Raw genomic sequence first — 20451 nt, forward strand, 5'->3', positions numbered from 1 at the left:
TCTTAAGCTTGGCTTTTTTCCTTCTTTTACTGCGAGTTTTCTTCGCTGCACTTTCTGTGCTTTCTGAATCTCTCCTCTGTCCTTCCGCATTCTTCCGCTTCCAAACAGAGACGGCTTTCGCCGTTTCGAATATTCAGGGTCTGTGTATGATTCGATCTTTGATTTTCAAGGTCCTCGCCGTCCCCTTGGGACAGCTTGCTTATGATAGCAGGCCGCCGCAGTCTTGTCAAGCATTTTATTCTGCTTTTTGCGGAGCTGCCAAGCGGAGAAAGAGGGATTTGAACCCTCGCGCCGGTTTAACCCGACCTACACCCTTAGCAGGGGCGCCTCTTCGGCCTCTTGAGTATTTCTCCCTTTGAATTCCCGCTCTGATCCGATATCTCCCTCTTATCAATGCGGGCCCGGAAGCTTTTCCGGGAACACCGTTTTTACCGGTGCCTATCTAGATTAGCAATAAAAAAGTTCTCTGTCAATGTCTTTTTGCCGGGATCCGTAAAATCCAAAGGCCGCAAATAAGCCTATTAAAAGAAATATCCACTCATAGCGGCATAAGGGCTGTTCTTCCGCCCGAAAGCGGAAAAGCCTGAAAAAACTTAGTCGCTGAGCACAGCGAAAGGACGGAATCACGGCGAAGCTTCCCGATGAAATTTCACTTTAGGAGTCTGTCTCCTCGGAATCCTCTTCCTCTCCCTCGGAGGACTCCCTGACCTTTGCGATCGATGCGATTACGGTATCTCCGTTTTTCGGAAGATCCATGAACTTTACGCCGGAGGTGTTTCTCCCTATGACGGAGACCTTTTCGAGGCTCATGCGGATGAGAATTCCCTCAGAGGTAATCAGCATGATTTCCCTGTCCTGATCACAGAGCTTAAAGCCCACGAGATCGCCGGTCTTTTCCGTGATGCGATAGCAGTGAAGCCCCTTTCCCCCGCGGTTTTGCGGCTTGAATTCCTCTGTAGCTGTGAGCTTCCCATAGCCCTTTTCCGAGACCAGGAGAAGATAGCCTCCCTGAGAGAGCTTCTGCATCCCGATCAGCTCGTCGCCGGAGTCGAGTCTTATGCCCCGCACTCCCATGGCGGAACGCCCGGTGCTCCGGATATCCTCCTCGCGGAAGCGGATCGCCATGCCCTTTTTCGTGACAAGCATGATCTCCTCTCCCGGATCGACCAGCTTCGCCTCGATGAGCTGGTCATCCTCCCGGATATTCATCGCGATCAGTCCGTTCTTCCGCACATTGGCATACTGAGAGAGCGGGGTCTTCTTCACAAGGCCGGATTTCGTCGCGAGCACGAGATATTGCTCCGAGGAAAGGTCCCGGAGACTGAAGCAGGCATTGACTCTCTCCTCCGGCTGCAGCTTGAGAAGATTTACCAAAGCCGTGCCCCGGGAGGTCCGGGAGGCCTCCGGGATCTCATAGCCCTTGATTCTGAAGCAGCGCCCCTTATTGGTAAAGAGCATGATATAATGATGGTTTGTGCTCATGAAAAGATCCTCGATATTGTCATTATCAAGGGTCTGCATCCCGCGGATTCCCTTCCCGCCCCGGTTCTGCTGCCGGAAATTTTCCGGAGACATGCGCTTGATATAGCCAAGGCGCGTAGAGGATATCACAATGTCATCATCCGGAATGAGGTCTTCATCGTCCAGGGCATCGTCAAAGGCAAACTGCGTCCGGCGCTTCTCTCCGAATTTCTCCTTTAACTGCGTCAGCTCTTCCCGGATCACAGAGAGAAGCTCCCTCTGATCGGAAAGAATCTCCCGGTAGCGCGCAATTCTTCGAAGGAGCTCTTCGTATTCCGACTGAAGTCTCCCTCTCTCCAGTCCGGTCAGAGCGCGAAGCCTCATATCCACGATCGCCTGTGCCTGTGCGTCACTGAACGCGAAGCGGGCGATGAGATCCTGCTTCGCCTTTTCCACGGTATCCGCCGCTCGGATAATCCGGACGATTTCATCGATATGATCGAGGGCCTTTAAAAGTCCCTCCAGAATATGAGCCCTCTCCTCACATTTATTGAGGTCATAGCGGGTCCGCCTCGTCACGACATTGATCTGATGCTTCAGAAATTCATTCAGCATCTCCTGCAAATTCAGGATTCTGGGCTCTCCGTTTACGATGCAGAGCATGATAACGCCGAAGGTATCCTGCAGCTGTGTATGCTTATAGAGCTGATTCAGAATTACATTCGGATTCGCATCCTTTCGGAGCTCAATATTGATTTTTGCACTGGAGCCCTTCCCGGCAGCATCGTTTATGAAGGTGATTCCGTCGATTTTCTTGTCCTTCACAAGCTCCGCCACCTTTTCGATGATCCGGGAGCGGCAGACGAGATAGGGGAGCTCCTTTACGAGGATCCGATGCTTCCCGCTCTGCATGGGCTCAATCTCGCAGACGGCCCGCATTTTGATCTTTCCCCTTCCGCTTCGGTATGCCTCCTCTATTCCTCTTCGCCCGAGTATCAGAGCGCCGGTGGGAAAATCCGGCCCCTTGATCTTCTTGATAATCTCATCCAGCTCCGTCTCCCTCCCCTCGATCCGATCGGAGATGATGAGATCCAGCGCATCGATGACCTCCCTCAGATTGTGAGGCGGAATATTGGTCGCCATGCCGACCGCGATCCCCGTGGCTCCGTTCACTAAAAGATTCGGAAATCTCGCCGGAAGCACTGTCGGCTCCTCATACTCGTTCGAAAAATTCGGCATGAAGTCGACGGTGTCCTTGTTGATGCCAAAGAGCATCTCTGCCGCGATGCGGGACATCTTCGCCTCAGTATAGCGCATGGCAGCGGGACTGTCGCCGTCCTCAGAGCCGAAATTCCCCTGCTTATCGATCAGAACATGTCTCATGGACCAGGGCTGTCCCATGTAAACGAGGGCCCCATAGATCGAGGAATCCCCGTGGGGATGATACTTTCCCATGGTCTCCCCGACGATGGTCGCGCACTTCTTCGTCTTTTTATCCGGAGTGACCCCCAGAGACTGCAAAGAGTATAAAACTCTTCTCTGCACCGGCTTCAGTCCGTCTCTGACATCCGGGATCGCCCTCGACACGATGACGCTCATCGCGTAATCGATATAGGAGTTCTCCATCGTCTTCTTTAAATCGACGTCCTGAACCTTGTCAAAGATATTCGGCTCCAAAATCCGCCTCCTTCTGTCCCTCTGAACGATCAGACATCCAGATGATTCACATACTTCGCATTCTGCTCAATGAACTCTCTCCTCGGCTCCACCTGATCTCCCATCAGAGTGGTAAAGGTGAGGTCGAGCTCCGCCCTGTCGTCCTCTGCCATATTGACTCTCAAAAGCGTCCTGGTCTCCGGATCCATCGTGGTCTCCGCAAGCTCCTCCGTATCCATCTCGCCGAGTCCCTTGAAGCGGGATACATCTGTCCCCTCCGCCCCGATCTCCCGCAGAATATTCTGATACTCCTCATCGGAATAGGCATAGTAATGCTTTTTATTTTTCTGAATATTGAAAAGAGGCGGCTGCGCGAGATAGATATGCCCCTGTCTGATGAGCTCCGGCATAAAGTTATAGATAAAGGTCAGCATCAGGGTCGCAATATGCGCTCCGTCCACATCCGCATCCGTCATGATGATGATTTTATGGTAGCGAAGCTTTGTGATATCAAAATCCTCATTGATTCCCGTGCCGAAGGCTGTGATCATCCCCTTGATCTCTTCATTCGCATAGATTCTGTCCAGCCGGGCCTTCTGCACGTTCAGAACCTTCCCTCTGAGCGGAAGCACCGCCTGCGTCTCCACATTCCTGCCCTCCTTTGCGGGGCCGAGGGCGGAATCTCCCTCCACGATAAAGATCTCGCAGCTTGCCGGGTCGCGGCTGGAACAGTCTACGAGCTTTCCGGGAAGTCCCACCCCCTCAAGCGCTGATTTTCGCCTCGTGAGATCTCTGGCCTTTCTCGCCGCCGCCCTTGCGCGCTGCGCGAGGATCGATTTCTCGCACATGATTTTTGCAACAGACGGATTTTGCTCCAGAAAATAAGTGAGCTGCTCTGAAACAATGCTCTGCACCGCGGTCTGCGCCTCCGAAGTCCCGAGCTTTTGCTTGGTCTGTCCCTCAAACTGCGGATCCTCGATCTTAACGGAGATAATACCGGTCAGTCCCTCCCGGATATCCTCTCCGGAGAGATTCGGCTCCGAATCCTTTAAAAGCTTATTCTGCCTTGCGTAATCATTAAAGGTTTTTGTGAGTGCGTTCTTAAAGCCGGTGAGATGCGTCCCTCCCTCCGGGGTATTGATATTGTTGACAAAGGTATAGATGTTTTCCGTATAGGAATCATTGTGTTGCATCGCCACTTCGACGAAAATCTTATCCTTCTCTCCCTCGCAGTAGATGACCTCGGAATAAAGGGGATCCTTTCCCCGGTTCAGATAGCTCACAAATTCCTTAATTCCGCCCTCAAAGTGAAAGCTCTTCTCCTGCTCCTGTCCTTCTCTTTTGTCCTTTAGATTGATGCGGAGCGCCCGCGTCAAAAAGGCCGTCTCCCGAAGACGCACCTTCAGCGTTTCAAAATCGTATACTGTCTCCTCAAAGATCTCCGGGTCCGGCTGAAAGTGAACGCTTGTCCCATGCCTTTCCGGCTCACAGGAGCCGACGACACGCATCGGCGCAGTCGTCTTTCCGCGCTCAAAATCCATCTGATAGATTTTTCCATCCCTGTAGACCCTGACCCAAAGCTTCCTGGACAGCGCGTTCACGACGGAGGCTCCCACACCGTGCAGTCCGCCGGAGACCTTATAGCCGGAGCCCCCGAACTTCCCGCCCGCGTGAAGTACCGTAAAAACGACCTCAAGAGCGGGCTTCCCCGCCTTTTTCTGGATATCGACGGGAATCCCTCTCCCGTCATCCTCCACCGTGATGGAATTATCCGGCTCTATCGTGACAGAGATTTCCCCGCAGTAGCCCGCGAGAGCTTCATCCACAGAATTATCCACGATCTCATAGACCAGATGATGCAGCCCGCGGGAGGAGGTCGTGCCGATATACATACCGGGCCTCTTTCTCACGGCTTCCAGTCCTTCCAGAATCTGAATCTGATCCGCACCGTAATTCTCAGAGCCCTTCATAAGCTCCCGCTCTCTCTCCAGATCCTCTCTCTCATTCTGCTCTATTGACACGTTCCCTCCTCATCGGACGGATCAAGTATAAGATCCATGCCGAAAGCAATGGCGACAGCAAATATATTTCCATTATCCTTTTATTGTATCAGAAAAACGGTATCCCGAACAGACTTTTGTATCTGAGCGCGGGAGCTCTCTGATCTTCCCTCCCTCTACCTGATAGAGCTGATCGATCGGAAAGCGCTTGGAGAGGAAATCGTCGAGACCGGTACAGCTTATGATATTCTGCGTATCCTTTAAAATCTTAAGAAGGTAGTTCTGCCTCGCAGAATCCAGCTCAGAGAGCACATCATCCAAAAGCAGTATCGGGGTATCATCGATCATTTCCCGGACCAGCTCAATCTCCGAGAGCTTAAGCGCCAAAGCCGCAGTTCTCTGCTGCCCCTGGGAACCGAACTTCCGGATATCTCTCCCGTCGATTCGAAATGAAATATCGTCCCGATGCGGACCGGCAAGACTCAGGTGCTGCTTGAGCTCGGATTCCCGGAGAAGAGAAAGCTTCTTCCGAAAATTTTCCGCTTTTACATTTGGCTCATAGTCGACCTCGATCTTTTCCCTCCCCCCCGAAAGCCTCCCGTGGATCTCCGAAATAATCGGAGAAAGGCGCTTCATAAAGGCGCTTCTGATCTCGATCAGAGCTATCCCCGAGGAAAGCAGCTGCTCATCCCAGACAGAAAGCGTATCCAAAAGGCCGGCCTTAAAGGGAATATCCCTTAAAAGGCGGTTTCTCTGATTCAGGATCCTTCCATATCTCCCAAGCTCCTGGAGATAACCCCTGTTCAGCTGACAGAGTTCAAGATCCAGAAATCTCCTGCGGACCACGGGGCCGTCCTTTATGAGGGAGAGATCCTCCGGGGAAAAGCATACGATATTTGCAATCCCGAAAAGCTCCGAGGCCCTTCGAATCGGGATCTCATCGATCGCGATCCCCTTCGATTGATTCCTTTTCAGATGCATATCGATCCGATAAGGAGCACTTCCCTTCCTCAGGATAAGCTTGATGTGGGCCTCCTCCTCCCCGAAGCGGATCAGGTCCCGATCCTTCGTAAAACGGTAGGATTTCGCCGTACAGGCCATGAAAATCGCTTCGAGGAGATTCGTCTTCCCCTGAGCATTCTCTCCGTAGAGGATATTGCTTCCCCGGCAGAGATGGAGGCTCAGATTTTCATAATTTCTGAAATTCTGTAATTCCAGCGAGTCGATCTGCATCAGATGGCGTCCGCATTGAAATTGACCGGGAGTATCATATACGTATAAGTCTCTTCATCATCCCGGATGAAAAGAGGAGAGCGCGGAATCGTAAAGTAAATGGAAACGGATTCCGAGTCAATATTCCGAAGCGCATCCGCCAGATATCTGGGGTTAAAGCCAATCATGAGATCATTTCCGCTCTTTTCTATGGAGACCTCCGCATCCATCCTTCCGAGATCAGAGCTTATGAGAAGAGAGAGAAGGCCGTCGGAGATACGGAGGATCAAGGGCTGCTTCTCATTGTCCTGTACAAAGATAGTGGATCTCTCGATGGAATCCAGAAGCTCTCTTCGGTTTACCGTAATTTTCGTATCATAATCCTCTGAGAGCATCTGCGCGACATGGAAATACTCCCCATCGATCAGACGGCTCAGCACCAGGGTATCATCAAACTCGAAGAGGATATGATTCTTCGTAAAGTAAATCATTACCTCATCCTTCAGGCCTCCGCTCAGTATCCTGGAAATCTCAATCAATGCTTTCCCGGGTACAATGGCCTTCATCTCCGGACAGCTTTCCTTAAGCTGCGTGCGGCGGATCGAGATCCGATGCCCATCCAGAGAACACACGGAAAAAAGATCCCCCTTTACCTCCAGAAACTCTCCCGTCATCTTCTTATTGCTCTCATTGAGAGCGACAGAAAAGATCGTCTGATTGATGAAGCTTTTCAGCGTGAACTGAGAGAGAGAGACAGAATTGCTTCGGTCGATTCCGGGAATCATGGTAAATTCATTGCCGTCCTTCCCCGAAATCTTAAAGACGGACTTTTCGCAGCGAATTGTGGTGACAAAATGCTCATCACTTTCTATTAAAACAGAAAGTTCGTTATCCTGAGGCAGTTTTTTAATAATTTCAGAGAAAAGCCTCGCATCCAGTGCCACCTTTCCCGCTTCCAAAATCTCTCCCCGGCAGACAGTTTCAATCCCGAATTCCGTATCATTTCCCACAAGACAGATTTTTCCGTTGGAGGCATCCAGAAGGAGGCATTCCATAATCGGCATGGTGCTTTTTGAGGGAACGGCCTTTATGGCGATATTGATGGAGGAAATCAGAGCATCCTTTTGAAATTGCAGTTTCATGAGGCGGTTTCTCCTTTTCTTCTTTTTCTTTTTTATCCAGTAGTATCAGTAGGAGCTGTGGAAAAGTGAAAATCCCGAAGGAAGCGCAGAATATCGTCATTTTCTGTCCGGGATAAGTACGTTAAAATGCTGTGCAGCGGGCTGTGGACAAGATTTCCTCAGGGAGCTATCTTTTTCCGCAAGGCCTCGATTGTGGATTTTAATTGTTCGTTTGTGCGTAATTCTGTGGATATTTTATCGTGCCCGTGCATGATCGTGGTATGGTCCCTTCCGCCGAGGAGCTCACCGACGGCCTTCAGAGGAGATTCCGTCATCTCCCGGCAAAGATACATCGCGATCTGCCGGGGAAGCACAATTTCCTTGTTCTTTCTCTGAGAGGAGAGGTCGCCGTCATTCAGATTGAAGTGTTCCGCGACCAGGGAGATGATGAGCTGTGCCGTCACCTCCTTTGGTGCCTCCGAGCTGATATGGTCCTTCAGAAGTTCCTCGGCGAGCTCCAGCGTGACATCCTTCTTTTCGAGCCGGGACATTGCGACGATTTTAGTCAGGGCTCCCTCCAGCTCTCTGACATTGGATTTTATATTTGTCGCGATGTATTTGATGACTTCGTTGTCAATGCTGTAGCCCTCGAGTTCCTCCTTTTTCCGAAGGATTGCCATTCTGGTCTCGTAGTCCGGCATCTGGATATCTACGATGAGACCGACCTCGAAGCGAGAGCGCAGCCTGTCTTCCAGATTGTCGATGTCTCTCGGCGGTTTATCGGATGCGATAATGATCTGGCGCTTGTTCTCATAGAGAGTATTAAAGGTGTGGAAAAATTCCTCCTGCGTTCCCTCCTTGCCGATGATAAACTGGATATCGTCTATGAGGAGAACATCCAGATCCCGATAATTCTTCCGAAATTCGGCCGGGGAGAGATTGTTCTTGTTTCGGATCGAGTCGACGAACTCATTGATGAAGGTCTCCGATGTCACATAGCGGATATTGGACTGCGGATTGGATTTTAAGATAAAGTGAGCGATCGACTGCATGAGGTGAGTCTTCCCGAGTCCGGCTCCCCCATAGATATAGAGAGGATTGTAGATTTCTCCCGGGGATTCCGCGACGGCGAGGCTCGCCGCATGGGCGAGATTGTTTGAGGAACCGACGACAAAGCTGTCGAAGGTATAGCGGGGATTCAGATTCGCTTTTTTTAAGATCTGGGGAAAGTCCTCTTCTGTGAGCTTTTTTTCTCCTGCCTTATGATAATTTCTCACTTCCTCTGCTGTAATGAGGCGGATCTCCGAGGAGATTCCGCTGATCTCCTCGATCGAAACCTTGAGAATCGTACTATAGCGTTTTTCGATGTATTGGCAAAAGACCTGATCCGGCGCAATAATAATGAGCTCTCCATCAATAAAGTCGCAGAGCTCCAGGGGCTTTAGCCAGGTCTTGTAGGATACGGGCATCACATCAAAATTATCCCGGACATATTCCAGGATCATTTCCCATTTTCCTTTTATGACTTCGAATTGTTCCGACATGATAAACTCCAATGCGCTGTGAAAAAAGTGTATATAGCATACCCGATTGTGGATAGAATAGCAAGCTGAATGTGGATAAGTAAGGCAGGAAGGGGTGGAGAAGTGGGAAAAAGCCCGTAAAATGTGGATTTATCCTATGCACACTATGCACTTGTCCACAATCTATCAACATTTTGTGGATAGATTTTTGTACTGTGGATAAGTGTATAAATCTGTGGATAAAGCCGGGGATAGGGGGAAAAAGGATATCTCTTGACGGATGAGGACCCAATCTATATAATGAGAGCGATGTTTGCCCGAAAAAAGTAGGAAAGGGGGGATTGCCGTGCACAAGGGGAAAATGACATTTCAGCCAAAGACGAGACAGAGAGCAAAGGTTCACGGATTCAGAGCCAGGATGGCTACGGCCGGCGGAAGAAAAGTACTGGCTGCCAGAAGAGCGAAGGGAAGAGCGTCTCTGACTGTGTAAGCTCAGCACATAGAGTAAACGAGAAGAGACCGCTTTTCGGGCGGTCTTTCTTCCATACTGGAGATATTTTATGAAACGCTTCCCGTCCGTAAAGAAAAGTGCGGATTATCAAAGAGCATATCAGAGGGGGAAATCCCGCGCGAATGATTGTCTTGCGGTCTATGTTTTTCCAAATGGAATGGAGGGGAACCGTCTTGGAATTTCCTGCTCCAAAAAGATCGGAAATTCTGTCGTGAGACACGGCCTGGCGAGAAAGCTCAGGGAAATATTTCGACGGAACAAAAATCTGAAACAAGGGCTGGACATCATTGTGGTTGTTCGAAAGGCTTCGGCTTCAGCCGATTATCGAAAAATTGAGAGGGCCTATCTCGAGCTATGCAGCAGGCATCACATCCTGGAAGAGGAAGAGACGGATGGAGCTATGGCCGAATTCTGATCTTGGAAGATTTCATTTTGAATTCTTATATAATAGGAAGAAAGTCATCTTAAAATTTCGATAATCGTGGGCAGCCGCGGGACGGGGGATGGGATAATTCCAATATGATAAAGAAAATGGAAATAGCGCTGATCCGCTTTTATCAGAAATATCTTTCTCCGATAAAGGGATCCTGCTGCTGCAGGTACACGCCGACCTGCTCTCAATATGCCATCGAGGCGATCAGAAAGTATGGATCTGTAAAAGGAACATTGCTGGCGGTCTGGAGGATTTTGCGCTGCAATCCTTTTGCCAAGGGCGGATATGATCCTGTTCCCTGACTATGGAGGGTAGAATTTGAATTACTTATCATTGGCTTTGTTGACGAAGAATACGTCTAATATTCCGCTGTTCGGCCCGATTTGGAATCTGATCGTAACGATACTCGGGCTGATTATGAATGCAATCTATGTTTTTTTGGACAGGATCGGAATCCCGAATATCGGCCTGGCCATCATTTTATTTACTCTGGTCACGAGGATCCTTCTCTTTCCGACCTCGCTGAAGCAGCAGAAGTCCTCCAGAATGATGCAGGTCATGCAGCCGGAGATCAAGGCGATTCAGGAAAAATACAAGAATAAGTCGGATAACGCGTCGATGATGGCGCAGCAGACGGAGATGAAGGCTGTCTATGAGAAATATGGAACTTCTATGACCTCCGGCTGTCTGCCCCTCGTTCTGCAGCTTCCGATCATTTTCGCGCTCTACCGGATTATCATGAATATCCCGGCCTATGTCCCCTCTGTCCGGGTGATTTATGAGAAGGTATGCTCCTCGATTGGCGGAGCTGATGCGGCTTCAAAGCTGGTGGAATTCGCAAATTCCAATGATTTGACGTCTACGCTGAAGCTGCTCCACAATCTGGGACAGAGCGATCCGACAAAATACAGCGCGGATGCCGTGCAGAATTTTATCATTGATTTTCTCTATCGTCTGAATCCGGCGCAGTGGCTCAAGCTTTCCGAGAGCTTTCCGCAAGCTTCCTCTGTGATTGAGAGCGCGGCGCTGAAGGCGCAGCATATCAATAGCTTCCTGGGACTGAATCTTTCCACGGCTCCTTCTTCCTATGGACTGCGGCCGACGATTTATTGGCTGATACCGATCCTAGCGGGGCTCACACAGTGGGCGAGTACGATACTCATGCAAAAGCAGAATATGGCGGCAGCGGACGGAAGTGATCAGTCGGCACAGATGATGAAGAGCATGAATATCATGATGCCGCTGATGTCGGTGTACTTCTGCTTCTCCTTTGCCTCCGGTATCGGACTCTACTGGATCGCCTCCTCTCTCTTTATGCTGATTCAGCAGCTGGCCCTGAACTGGTTCTTCGGAAAGAAGACAAACGAGGAGCTTTTACAGGAGTCCATGGCGAAGGCGAATGCGAGGAGGGCGAGGAAGGGACTTCCGCCGATCGATGAGCGGGCCGTGGAGCAGAAAATTCAATCCATGCAGGCGAAGATGGACCACGCGGAGAAGAGCCGGATGGAGACGATTGCGAAGCAAAATGTGAGGACGAAGGAGTCCACAGAATACTATAACCAGAATGCGAAAGAGGGGAGTCTCGCGAGTAAGGCGAATATGGTGAGGCTTTACAACGAAAAGAACGAGAAGAAAAAGGACTAAGGTTTGGCCAGGGGACCGAAAGGCTCTTGGCTGAGGTATGAAAATGGAAAAAATCAGAGTTTCCGCAAAGACAAAGGATGAGGCGATCACGAAGGCATTGATCCAGCTGCACACGACTTCAGACAGGCTTTCTTATCATGTTTTAGTACAGGGGACGGGGGGGCTCTTCGGCATTGGGGCAAAGCCCTGGATTTTAGAGGCCAGCGTAAAGGAAGAACAGAAAGAACTGGAGCGCCTGGAGAGAGAGATCAGGAGCATTACCTCCGGAAAGATCAAGGAAGAGGGAGAGGACAGCCTCACAAAAGAAAGAGAAGAGAAGAAAAAAAGAGAGAGGATCCCGGAGAGCGGGACGAAGAGAGCGGAACGGAGAGAGAAAGAAGCGGAAGCAACTTTCTCAGAGGAGAAAGCCTTTTCTTCGATCCCTGTGTCGTCTCCGGAAGAGAGCGGGAGAAGGGAAGAAAAAAGGGAAGAACAGAGAGAACCTCGGGAGAGAAGAATAGAGCGAAGGGGAAATGGAAGGAGGAGAGAAGAGCGGGATACAGGATCGGGAAGAAAAGAAAGATTCGGAAAGAGAAATGGTCCGGACTTTTCTCCTAGAGAAAGATCTCCTTACCGGAGCAGAAATCAGGGGAATGAGGAGAACCATACAGAAGGGAAATTCAGCCGAGGCGGCTACGATCCCGCCAATATGCTGATGAGTAAGCCCCCATCCCATGTCAGACAGCGAGAGACGAAGCAGATCTCCGAAAGTGAAGTGAGGGAAGCCGATGAGAGAGCACTTTCCTTCCTACGCTCCGTTCTCCTCGGAATGGGGATGGAGGTCAGTGCCGAGAGTGAATTCAGGGGCCAAAACAACGAGCTCTATATCGAATTAAAGGGTCCGGATATGGGAATCCTGATCGGAAAGCGCGGGCAGACACTGGACTCCCTTCAGTACATCTGTTCTCTTGTAGTCAACAGGGAGCATAGAGAGGATTATATCCGGGTAAAGCTGGATACGGAGGACTACAGGAAGAGAAGGGAACAGACGCTTCGGACACTGGCCAGGAATATCGCCTACCGGGTGAAGAAGAGCAGAAAGCCGGTAAGCCTCGAGCCGATGAATCCGTATGAGCGCCGCATCATTCATGCGGCTTTGCAGAACGATCGCTTTGCGGCGACAAAATCGGAGGGGGATGAGCCCTTCCGCCATGTTGTGATCTATCCGAAGGCCTCTCCCCAGAGAGACTGGGAGGACAGAGGCGGCAGAGAGCATTGACCGCAGGAAGCGGGGTATTCCCATCCGGGATACCCCGCTTCCTGTAAAGGAGAGGGAATTTTACGGCCAAACGGAGGGAGCGGAGATGGAGAGAGCAGAGGATACGATTTGCGCGCTGGCCACCGCAGCGGCGGAGGCCGGGATCGGCATCATAAGGATCAGCGGAGAGCATGCGCTTTCTGTCGCCGGAAGCCTTCTGAGGACAAAGAGCGGGGAAAGACTCGATCTTTCAAAGCCAAACCGGGTTCGCTACGCCTTTGTCTATGACAATGAGGAGGCAGTTGACGAGGTTCTCGTCACAAGCTTTCTCGCGCCGCACTCCTATACCGGGGAGGACAGCGTGGAGATCAACTGCCATGGGGGCGTGCTTCTCCTCCAAAAGGTTCTCTCTCTCTGCGTTCGAAGCGGAGCGAGACCGGCGGAGCCGGGAGAATTTACGAAGAGAGCTTTTCTGAACGGAAGACTCGATCTCTCTGAAGCAGAGGCAGTTTCCGATCTCATCCATGCGAGGAGCGAGGATGCGATTCGAGCCGGTCTTTCCCAGCTTCGGGGATCACTTTCCCGAAAGATCCGGGAGATGCGAAAAATTCTCCTAGAGGATGATGCCTATATCGAGGCGGCGCTCGATGATCCGGAACATATCTCCCTGGAGGGCTTTTCCGAAAAGCTTCGCCTGCATGCGGAATCCCTGCTCCGCGATACAGAGGCGCTCGAGGCCTCCTTTTCCTCCGGGAGACTGCTCCGGGAGGGAATCCGCACGGTGATTGTCGGAAAACCCAATGCCGGGAAGTCCTCCCTTCTCAATGCTCTTTTGGGAGAAGAGAGGGCGATCGTAACGGAGATCGAGGGGACGACGAGAGACACGCTGGAGGAGGAGCTCTCCCTCAAGGATCTTAATCTCAGGGCCATTGATACGGCCGGAATCCGGGAGACGGAGGATCCTGTGGAGAGAATCGGCGTGGAACGAGCCAAAAAGGCCGCGGAGGACGCGGATCTCATCATCTACGTTGTGGACGCCTCGCGACCGCTGGACAGCTCGGATGAAGAGATCCTTCGCTTTCTGCCGGGGAAGAAGGCGCTGCTCCTACTCAATAAATCGGATTTGAGGACCATTATCTCGGAGGAGGAGATGAAGAAGAGGAGCGGCTGCCCGGTGCTCTCGATCTCCGCGAGAACCGAAGAGGGAATCAGCATGCTCTCGGAAAAGATCCGGGAAATGTTCTTCGGAGGGGAGCTCCGCTGGAACCAGGAGCTCATCATATGCAGCGAAAGACAGAGGAAGCTTCTTCAAAACGCCGGGCAGGCGCTGCGTGAGCTCTGCCGCTCGATCGAAATCGGTATGCCGGAGGACTTCTATACGATTGATATCATGCGGGCCTACGAAGAACTGGGGCAGATCCTCGGGGAGAGGGTTTCGGAAGACCTGATCGATGAGATTTTCAGTAAATTCTGTATGGGGAAGTGATCCGCCGTTTGCTCATTCAAGGTGGCCGAGCTGGGCCGCTTTCGCTTTGAGTCTGCCTTATGCGGATTGGATTTTTACGCTTGGAAGTCGCTTTCGGATCAGTGGAAAAGGTTGGAGGTGCTTTGAGTCCACTTTACAGCAGATTTTTATGTTTGGAAGCCGGCTTCAGTAGGAGTGAATCGATCTGTCGTTTGCCCGTCCAACGCGGGACGCTCTCGCTCCGACTGCCGCGGCCAGCGGACGCGTAAGCGATTTTGAAGGACCAAATCGCTAAGCGCCGGGGCGGCAGACGGCCCGCTTTTCGACGGACAAAGCGTCAGATCGGCAATGCTCTGCCTTTGTCCGTTTCGCTTGTCCAATGCGAGACGTTCTCACTTCAGCTGGCGCGAGCGTAGAAGTCTGCCATCAGGCAGACTCGGAGCGTTCTTGAGTCTTCTCGAAGAGAAGTGCCTCCCGGAGGGAGGTCGGCTAAACAGAGTTTATATAGTATGTTTCACGTGAAACATTTGGGAAGGGAAAGGTTCGGTATGACCGAATTATCTTATGATGTGGCGGTGGTTGGTGCCGGTCATGCGGGTGTGGAAGCTGCGCTGGCCTGCGCGCGGCTCGGTCTTAAAACAATCATGTTCTGTCTCAGCGCGGATCATATCGCGATGATGCCGTGTAATCCGAATATCGGAGGCTCTTCAAAGGGGCATCTCGTCCGGGAGTTGGATGCGCTCGGAGGAGAGATGGGGAAGAATATCGATAAGACTTTCCTCCAGTCACGGATGCTGAACCGCTCAAAGGGTCCGGCGGTGCATTCTCTCCGCGCGCAGGCGGATAAGCAGGAATATATGAAGGAGATGCGGCGCACTGTAGAGAATCAGGAGAATCTCACGATACGGCAGGCGGAGATCACGGAGCTTTTGCTTAAGGAGAGCGAAGGAGAAAGAGAGATTTTCGGTGTGCGGGATGCCGCGGGGACAGATTTTTTTGCAAGAGCGGTTGTACTGTGCACAGGAGTCTATCTGAATTCCCGCTGTATCTACGGAGAGGTCTCGGAGGATACCGGGCCAAACGGTCTGAGAAATGCAGGGCATCTGAGCGGGTTTCTCCGCCGCGCCGGAGTAAGAATGCTTCGCTTTAAGACGGGGACGCCGGCCCGTATCGACGGGAGAACGATTGACTTCTCGAAGATGGAGATACAGAAGGGGGATCGTCCGGTTATTCCCTTTTCCTTTTCCACGGATCCGGATACGGTGCAGAAGGAGCAGATTGACTGTTATCTGACTTATACCAACGAAAAGACGCATGAGATCATTCGAAAAAATATTGAACGCTCTCCCATGTACAATGGAGAGATAGAGGGGACAGGACCGAGATATTGTCCTTCTATAGAGGATAAGGTCATGCGCTTTCCGGAGAAGGAGCGGCATCAGATCTTTATCGAACCCGAGGGATTGTATACGAATGAAATGTATCTCTCCGGGATGTCTTCTTCTCTTCCGGAGGATGTGCAGATTGATATGTACCGGAGCATGGAGGGGTTAGAGAGAGCGGAGATCGTGCGGAACGCCTATGCGATCGAATATGACTGTATCGATTCCCAGCAGCTTAAGAGCAGCCTGGAATTCCAGACGATTCGCGGCCTTTTTTCCGGCGGACAATTTAATGGTTCCAGCGGCTATGAGGAGGCCGCGGTACAGGGATTCATGGCCGGGGTCAATGCTGCGATGCGCTGCCTTGGGAAAAAGGCAGTGGTGCTGGACCGCTCGGAGGCCTATATCGGAGTTTTGATCGATGATCTCGTGACCAAGGAAAACCGGGAGCCCTACCGGATGATGACGAGCAGGGCAGAGTATCGTCTCCTGCTGAGACAGGACAACGCGGACCTTCGCCTCCGGGAGATCGGCTATAGGATCGGACTGATTTCTGCGGAGGAGCTCCGAAAGACCCAGGAGAAAAAGCTGGCGATAGAGCGGGAGACGGAGAGAATGGAGAAGAGCTTTGTAGGAGGCGGAGAGGAGACGAACCGCATTCTCAGGAAGCTCGGGACAGCTGAAATCAAATCCGGAGTCTCCCTCGCAGAGCTGTGCAGAAGGCCGGAACTCAACTATGAAAGCCTTCGGCCGCTGGATCCGGACAGACCGGAGCTCTCCGCGGAGGTCCGGGAGGAGGTCGAAATAGAGATCCGCTATAAGGGATATATCGCGCGGCAGCTTCAGCAGGTCTCCCACTTTAAAAGCATGGAAGAAAAGAGAATTCCGGAGGATATCGACTATGCCGAAGTCGGAAATCTGCGGCTGGAGGCCAGGCAGAAACTGAAGCTCATCCGACCGGATAATGTGGGAATGGCATCGAGAATCAGCGGTGTCAGCCCGGCGGATATCAGTGTCCTTTTGGTATATCTCGAAAAACGCCGCAGGAAAGGATGATGTTTCACGTGAAACATTGCGATTTCTCTTTCACGCGGCGTCTGATATAAAATCAAGGGGAGAAGGAAAAGGGAGGAAAGAATATGACAGAGAGCTTTCGGGAGGGGCTCAGCAGACGTGCGGCGGCTCTCGGGGTCGAGCTTACGGAGGCGCAGCTGGAGAAATTCTTCCTATATTATGAGAGAATGACGGAAAAAAACAAGGTAATGAATCTTACCTCGATTACGGAAGAATCCGATGTGGTACTGAAGCATTTCACGGACAGCCTTTCCTTGGCAGCGGTAAGCCTTCCTTCCGCGGGCGATGTTTCACGTGAAACATTGCTTCGGAATACCCTTCCGGGAAAGAGACTCATCGATGTCGGAACCGGAGCCGGATTTCCCGGACTGGCTCTGAAAATTGCCTTCCCAGAGCTGGAGGTCGTCCTGAATGATTCCCTTCAGAAACGCCTTCGTTTTCTGAATGAGCTCATAGAGGAGCTTAATCTCAAAGGAATCTCCTGTGTACACGGAAGAGCGGAGGAACTTGCTCATGAGAGAAAATGGAGGGGTGCCTTTGACTTTTCGGTCTCACGAGCTGTCGCGAGGCTCTCTGTGCTCTCTGAATATGACCTTCCCTTTGTGAAGAACGGGGGGTATTTCCTTGCGATGAAGGCGGGCGGAATCGAGGAAGAGCTGGAAGAAGCGAAGGCCGCGATTCGTCTGCTCGGAGGAAAGCTCATAAAGAGAGAGAGCTTCATTTTGCCGGAGAGCGATATCGAAAGAAGTATTCTTTTGATCGGAAAACTCCGGGAAAGTCCGTCCCGCTATCCCAGACGGGCCGGAATCCCATCAAAAGAACCTCTGGGAATGGCAGGAAAGAGAGAATGATTTTATTGCCGCCTTTATCGCCGAGCGGCCGCCCCAACGCAGGACGCTCTCGCTCCGACTGCCGCGACCAGCGGCGCGAGCACAGAAGTCTGCTATCAGGCAGACTTGGAGCGTCCTTGAGTCTTCTCGAAGAGAAGTGTATCCCGAAGGGAGATCGGCTGGTGTTCCTCGGGCGCTAAACGCCGGGGCAAAAGGAAGCCTGCTTATGGGTCGACCGCTCGGCGTGGGTTCGGAAAATCCATGCATAAGTCCCGGTGCTCCAATTTATCAGAGCGGGAGAAACGCAGCGCTCCGACGTTGTGTCGAAGCTTTCTCTCCCGTTGGAGCAGGGCTGGACATGTTTTCTTTACAGAGCGAGCTTAGAGCGTACCACAGGTACCTCAGGTACCGGAGCTGTCGCAAGGGAGTGCTTTTCATCAGGAAAAGCACGAGTATTGCGCAGCTCCAATAGGGGGGTACGGAGACGGCATCCGGTGGATAGGAGGAGAGCGCTGATGAAAAGAGATTTCTTTGGCATGGCGTCCTTTTCGCTGCGGAAGTCTGCCATCGGGCAGACTCGGAGCGTCCTTGAGTCTTCTCGAAGAGAAGTGTCTCCCAAAGGGAGGTCGGCTGAAGCCACCCGGGCGTTAAATGCCAGGGCAAAAGAAGGCCTGCTTATGGGTTGACCGCTCGGCGGTGCGGCGTAGGTTCGGGAAATCCATGCATAAGTCCTGGTTTTCCAATTTATCAGAGCGGGAGAAACACAGCAGTCCGACGCTGCATCGAGCTTTCTCTCCCGTTGGAGCAGGGCTGGACATGTTTTCTTTACAGAGCGAGCTTAGAGCGTGCCACAGGTACCTCAGGTACCGGAGCTGTCGCAAGGGAGTGCTTTTCATCAGGAAAAGCACGAGTATTGCGCAGCTCTGCTGCACGCTCTTTGCGAACTCTGTTAGAAAACCGCCAGCCGCGACCGGGAGGAAAGCTCGGTGCGGCGTCGGAGCGCGGAGCTCCAATAGGAGGTACGGAGACAGCATCCGGAGGATATCTTTTTTGCTTTTTCTGACAATAGATTCACGCTTTACCGCTCCTCCGTTTGTTTGACACAGCATTCCTCATGGGGTAAAATGTTTCACGTGAAACATAGAAGGGGGAGGCGGCCGGGAGGTGCGGTATCATGGGACGAATTATCGCGATCACAAATCAGAAGGGCGGGGTGGGTAAGACGACGACTGCCGTGAATCTCGCCGCGACACTCGCGGAGGCCGGTCAGAGGGTTCTTCTTCTGGATTTCGACCCTCAGGGGAACGCGAGCAGCGGCCTGGGAGTGGAGAGGAGCGAGATCCGGAGCTCAATCTATGATGTAATTACGGGAAATTCCGGTATTGAGGAGACGATCCTTCGGGATTGGATGGAAAATCTCGACCTGATTCCGGCGGATATGAGTCTTGCCGCGTGCGATGCGGAGCTCGCTGATGTGGAGAATAAAAATCTCATCCTTCGGGGAGCACTGCGGCCCCTCCGGGAGAAATATGAATATCTCCTCATCGACTGTCCTCCGAGCCTTGGGACAATCACTGTAAACGCTCTGAGCGCGGCGGATACCGTTCTGATTCCGATTCAGTGTGAATACTATGCCCTGGAGGGCCTGAGACAGGTTTTAAGCAGTATAGAGATCGTGCAGGAGGCGCTGAATCCCTCTCTTTTGATCGAGGGCATTGTCTTTACGATGTATGATGGGAGAATTCGTCTCTCTCAGGAGGTTGTAAGGACGGTGCGGAAGAATTTTCGGGGGAATATCTTCCAGAGTATGATTCCGAGGAACGTGCGCCTTGCGGAGGCACCGAGTCATGGACTTCCGATCACCGCCTATGACTCTGCCTCCAGCGGGGCGGAGAGCTATCGGAAGCTTGCGGTGGAAGTGATGAACAGGGAGGAGTAGGGATGGCGAGAGAGAGACTTGGAAAGGGTCTGGACGCGATTTTCGGTCCATCCTCATCCAGAGCTTCGGCCCATGCGGAGGGAGTGACGAAAAACGCGGGGAGAGCAGAGAGAGAAGACGGGGAGAAAAAGGCGGGAGAAAAGGAGCAGCTTGTTCGGATCGGATTGATTCAGCCGAATCGGAATCAGCCCAGGAAGGATTTTGACGAGGAAAAGCTCCAGGAGCTTGCGGAGTCCATCCGGCTCTACGGCGTGATTCAGCCATTGATCGTGAAAAAACAGGGACCGCTCTATGAGATCGTCGCCGGGGAGCGGAGATGGAGGGCAGCGAAGCTCGCAGGGCTTTCTGAGCTTCCGGTGATCGTCCGGGACTTCGATGAGAAGACGGCGAAGGAAATTTCCATCATTGAAAATATCCAAAGATCGGATCTGAATCCCGTGGAGGAGGCGATGGCTTATCAGAGTCTTCTCACGGAATACGGGCTCACGCAGGAGGAACTTGCGTCCCGGGTCTCAAAAAATCGTTCCACGATCACCAACAGTCTGCGGCTTTTGAAGCTGGAGCCCGAGATTCTGTCTTTGCTCCGGGAGGGAAGGATGAGTCAGGGGCATGCGAGAGCGCTCCTTGGGATCGGAGACAGCGCGCTCCGGAGGAAGATCTCGGAGCGCTGCGCGAGAGAGGAGCTCTCTGTACGGGAAATCGAGGGCCTGGCCCGGGAAGGGCGGGGACGAAAGAAGGAGAAGAAGGGAAGCGAAGAGGGAAGGGAGCGGGAGCAGCTTCTTTTGGCCTGCCGGGAGCTGGAAAAGAGGATGAAGTCCAGGCTTGGGACAAAGGTATCCATCGTTTCCCGGGATGGGAAAAGGGGAAGACTTGAGATAGAATATTATTCCCCGGAGGATCTGGAGCGGATCTCCTCTCTCTTAAATATATGATTTGGAGAGGATTTCAGCATCAAAAGTCCGG

15 protein-coding genes and 1 tRNA gene are annotated in these 20451 nt (G+C 52.0%); 10 read left to right on the plus strand and 6 right to left on the minus strand.

What is annotated here, in order from left to right; all coding sequences use genetic code 11:
* Window positions 1-263: 263 nt before the first annotated feature.
* The 6 genes from GCWU000341_RS00055 to dnaA form a co-directional block, all read right to left on the minus strand.
* A tRNA-Ser gene (locus GCWU000341_RS00055) sits at window positions 264-353 on the minus strand.
* Window positions 354-654: 301 nt separating this feature from the next.
* Window positions 655-3138 carry a DNA gyrase subunit A gene (gene gyrA / locus GCWU000341_RS00060; protein WP_009213521.1) on the minus strand — a complete coding sequence of 828 codons (2484 nt, stop codon included), beginning with the start codon at window positions 3136-3138 and terminating at the stop codon, window positions 655-657.
* 29 nt (window positions 3139-3167) lie between these two features.
* Window positions 3168-5087 (minus strand): DNA topoisomerase (ATP-hydrolyzing) subunit B, encoded by a 1920-nt coding sequence (gene gyrB, locus GCWU000341_RS00065; RefSeq protein WP_040653057.1) that lies wholly within the window; start codon window positions 5085-5087, stop codon window positions 3168-3170.
* A gap of 123 nt (window positions 5088-5210) precedes the next feature.
* Window positions 5211-6350: a DNA replication/repair protein RecF gene (gene recF, locus GCWU000341_RS00070; protein WP_009213523.1), complete on the minus strand. Its 1140-nt coding sequence runs from the start codon at window positions 6348-6350 to the stop codon at window positions 5211-5213.
* The gene (dnaN, locus tag GCWU000341_RS00075) at window positions 6350-7471 is read right to left on the minus strand and encodes a DNA polymerase III subunit beta (RefSeq protein WP_009213524.1); all 1122 of its coding nucleotides are present in this window, start codon (window positions 7469-7471) and stop codon (window positions 6350-6352) included. Before dnaN ends, recF begins: the two co-directional genes overlap by 1 nt.
* A 158-nt stretch (window positions 7472-7629) precedes the next feature.
* A complete protein-coding gene (gene dnaA, locus GCWU000341_RS00080) occupies window positions 7630-8994 on the minus strand; it encodes a chromosomal replication initiator protein DnaA (RefSeq protein WP_009213525.1) in 1365 nt (454 codons plus the stop codon).
* Between the two features lie 340 nt (window positions 8995-9334).
* Here dnaA and rpmH point away from each other — a divergent pair, with 340 nt between their 5' ends.
* From rpmH to GCWU000341_RS00125, 10 genes are all read left to right on the plus strand, one after another.
* Window positions 9335-9463 (plus strand): 50S ribosomal protein L34, encoded by a 129-nt coding sequence (rpmH, locus tag GCWU000341_RS12850; protein WP_081443128.1) that lies wholly within the window; start codon window positions 9335-9337, stop codon window positions 9461-9463.
* Between the two features lie 70 nt (window positions 9464-9533).
* Window positions 9534-9899, plus strand: coding sequence for a ribonuclease P protein component (rnpA, locus tag GCWU000341_RS00085; RefSeq protein ID WP_009213526.1), 366 nt, complete (start codon window positions 9534-9536; stop codon window positions 9897-9899).
* A gap of 104 nt (window positions 9900-10003) precedes the next feature.
* Window positions 10004-10219, plus strand: coding sequence for a membrane protein insertion efficiency factor YidD (gene yidD / locus GCWU000341_RS00090; protein WP_009213527.1), 216 nt, complete (start codon window positions 10004-10006; stop codon window positions 10217-10219).
* 16 nt (window positions 10220-10235) lie between these two features.
* Window positions 10236-11561 carry a YidC/Oxa1 family membrane protein insertase gene (locus GCWU000341_RS00095; protein WP_040652773.1) on the plus strand — a complete coding sequence of 442 codons (1326 nt, stop codon included), beginning with the start codon at window positions 10236-10238 and terminating at the stop codon, window positions 11559-11561.
* A 43-nt stretch (window positions 11562-11604) separates the two neighbouring features.
* Window positions 11605-12819: an RNA-binding cell elongation regulator Jag/EloR gene (gene jag, locus GCWU000341_RS00100; RefSeq protein WP_040653060.1), complete on the plus strand. Its 1215-nt coding sequence runs from the start codon at window positions 11605-11607 to the stop codon at window positions 12817-12819.
* Window positions 12820-12904: 85 nt separating this feature from the next.
* On the plus strand, window positions 12905-14284 hold the full coding sequence (gene mnmE / locus GCWU000341_RS00105; protein WP_009213530.1) for a tRNA uridine-5-carboxymethylaminomethyl(34) synthesis GTPase MnmE: 1380 nt from the start codon (window positions 12905-12907) through the stop codon (window positions 14282-14284).
* A 527-nt stretch (window positions 14285-14811) separates the two neighbouring features.
* Complete coding sequence (gene mnmG, locus GCWU000341_RS00110; protein ID WP_040652776.1) at window positions 14812-16701, plus strand: tRNA uridine-5-carboxymethylaminomethyl(34) synthesis enzyme MnmG; 1890 nt, start codon at window positions 14812-14814, stop codon at window positions 16699-16701.
* Between the two features lie 83 nt (window positions 16702-16784).
* Window positions 16785-17570: a 16S rRNA (guanine(527)-N(7))-methyltransferase RsmG gene (gene rsmG, locus GCWU000341_RS00115; RefSeq protein ID WP_009213533.1), complete on the plus strand. Its 786-nt coding sequence runs from the start codon at window positions 16785-16787 to the stop codon at window positions 17568-17570.
* 1153 nt (window positions 17571-18723) lie between these two features.
* Window positions 18724-19488: a ParA family protein gene (locus GCWU000341_RS00120; protein WP_009213536.1), complete on the plus strand. Its 765-nt coding sequence runs from the start codon at window positions 18724-18726 to the stop codon at window positions 19486-19488.
* A 2-nt stretch (window positions 19489-19490) separates the two neighbouring features.
* Window positions 19491-20420, plus strand: coding sequence for a ParB/RepB/Spo0J family partition protein (locus tag GCWU000341_RS00125; RefSeq protein WP_009213537.1), 930 nt, complete (start codon window positions 19491-19493; stop codon window positions 20418-20420).
* The last annotated feature ends 31 nt before the right edge of the window (window positions 20421-20451 follow it).

Origin of the sequence: Oribacterium sp. oral taxon 078 str. F0262 (genome assembly GCF_000160135.1) — a bacterium.
Taxonomy (GTDB): Bacteria; Bacillota; Clostridia; order Lachnospirales; family Lachnospiraceae; genus Oribacterium.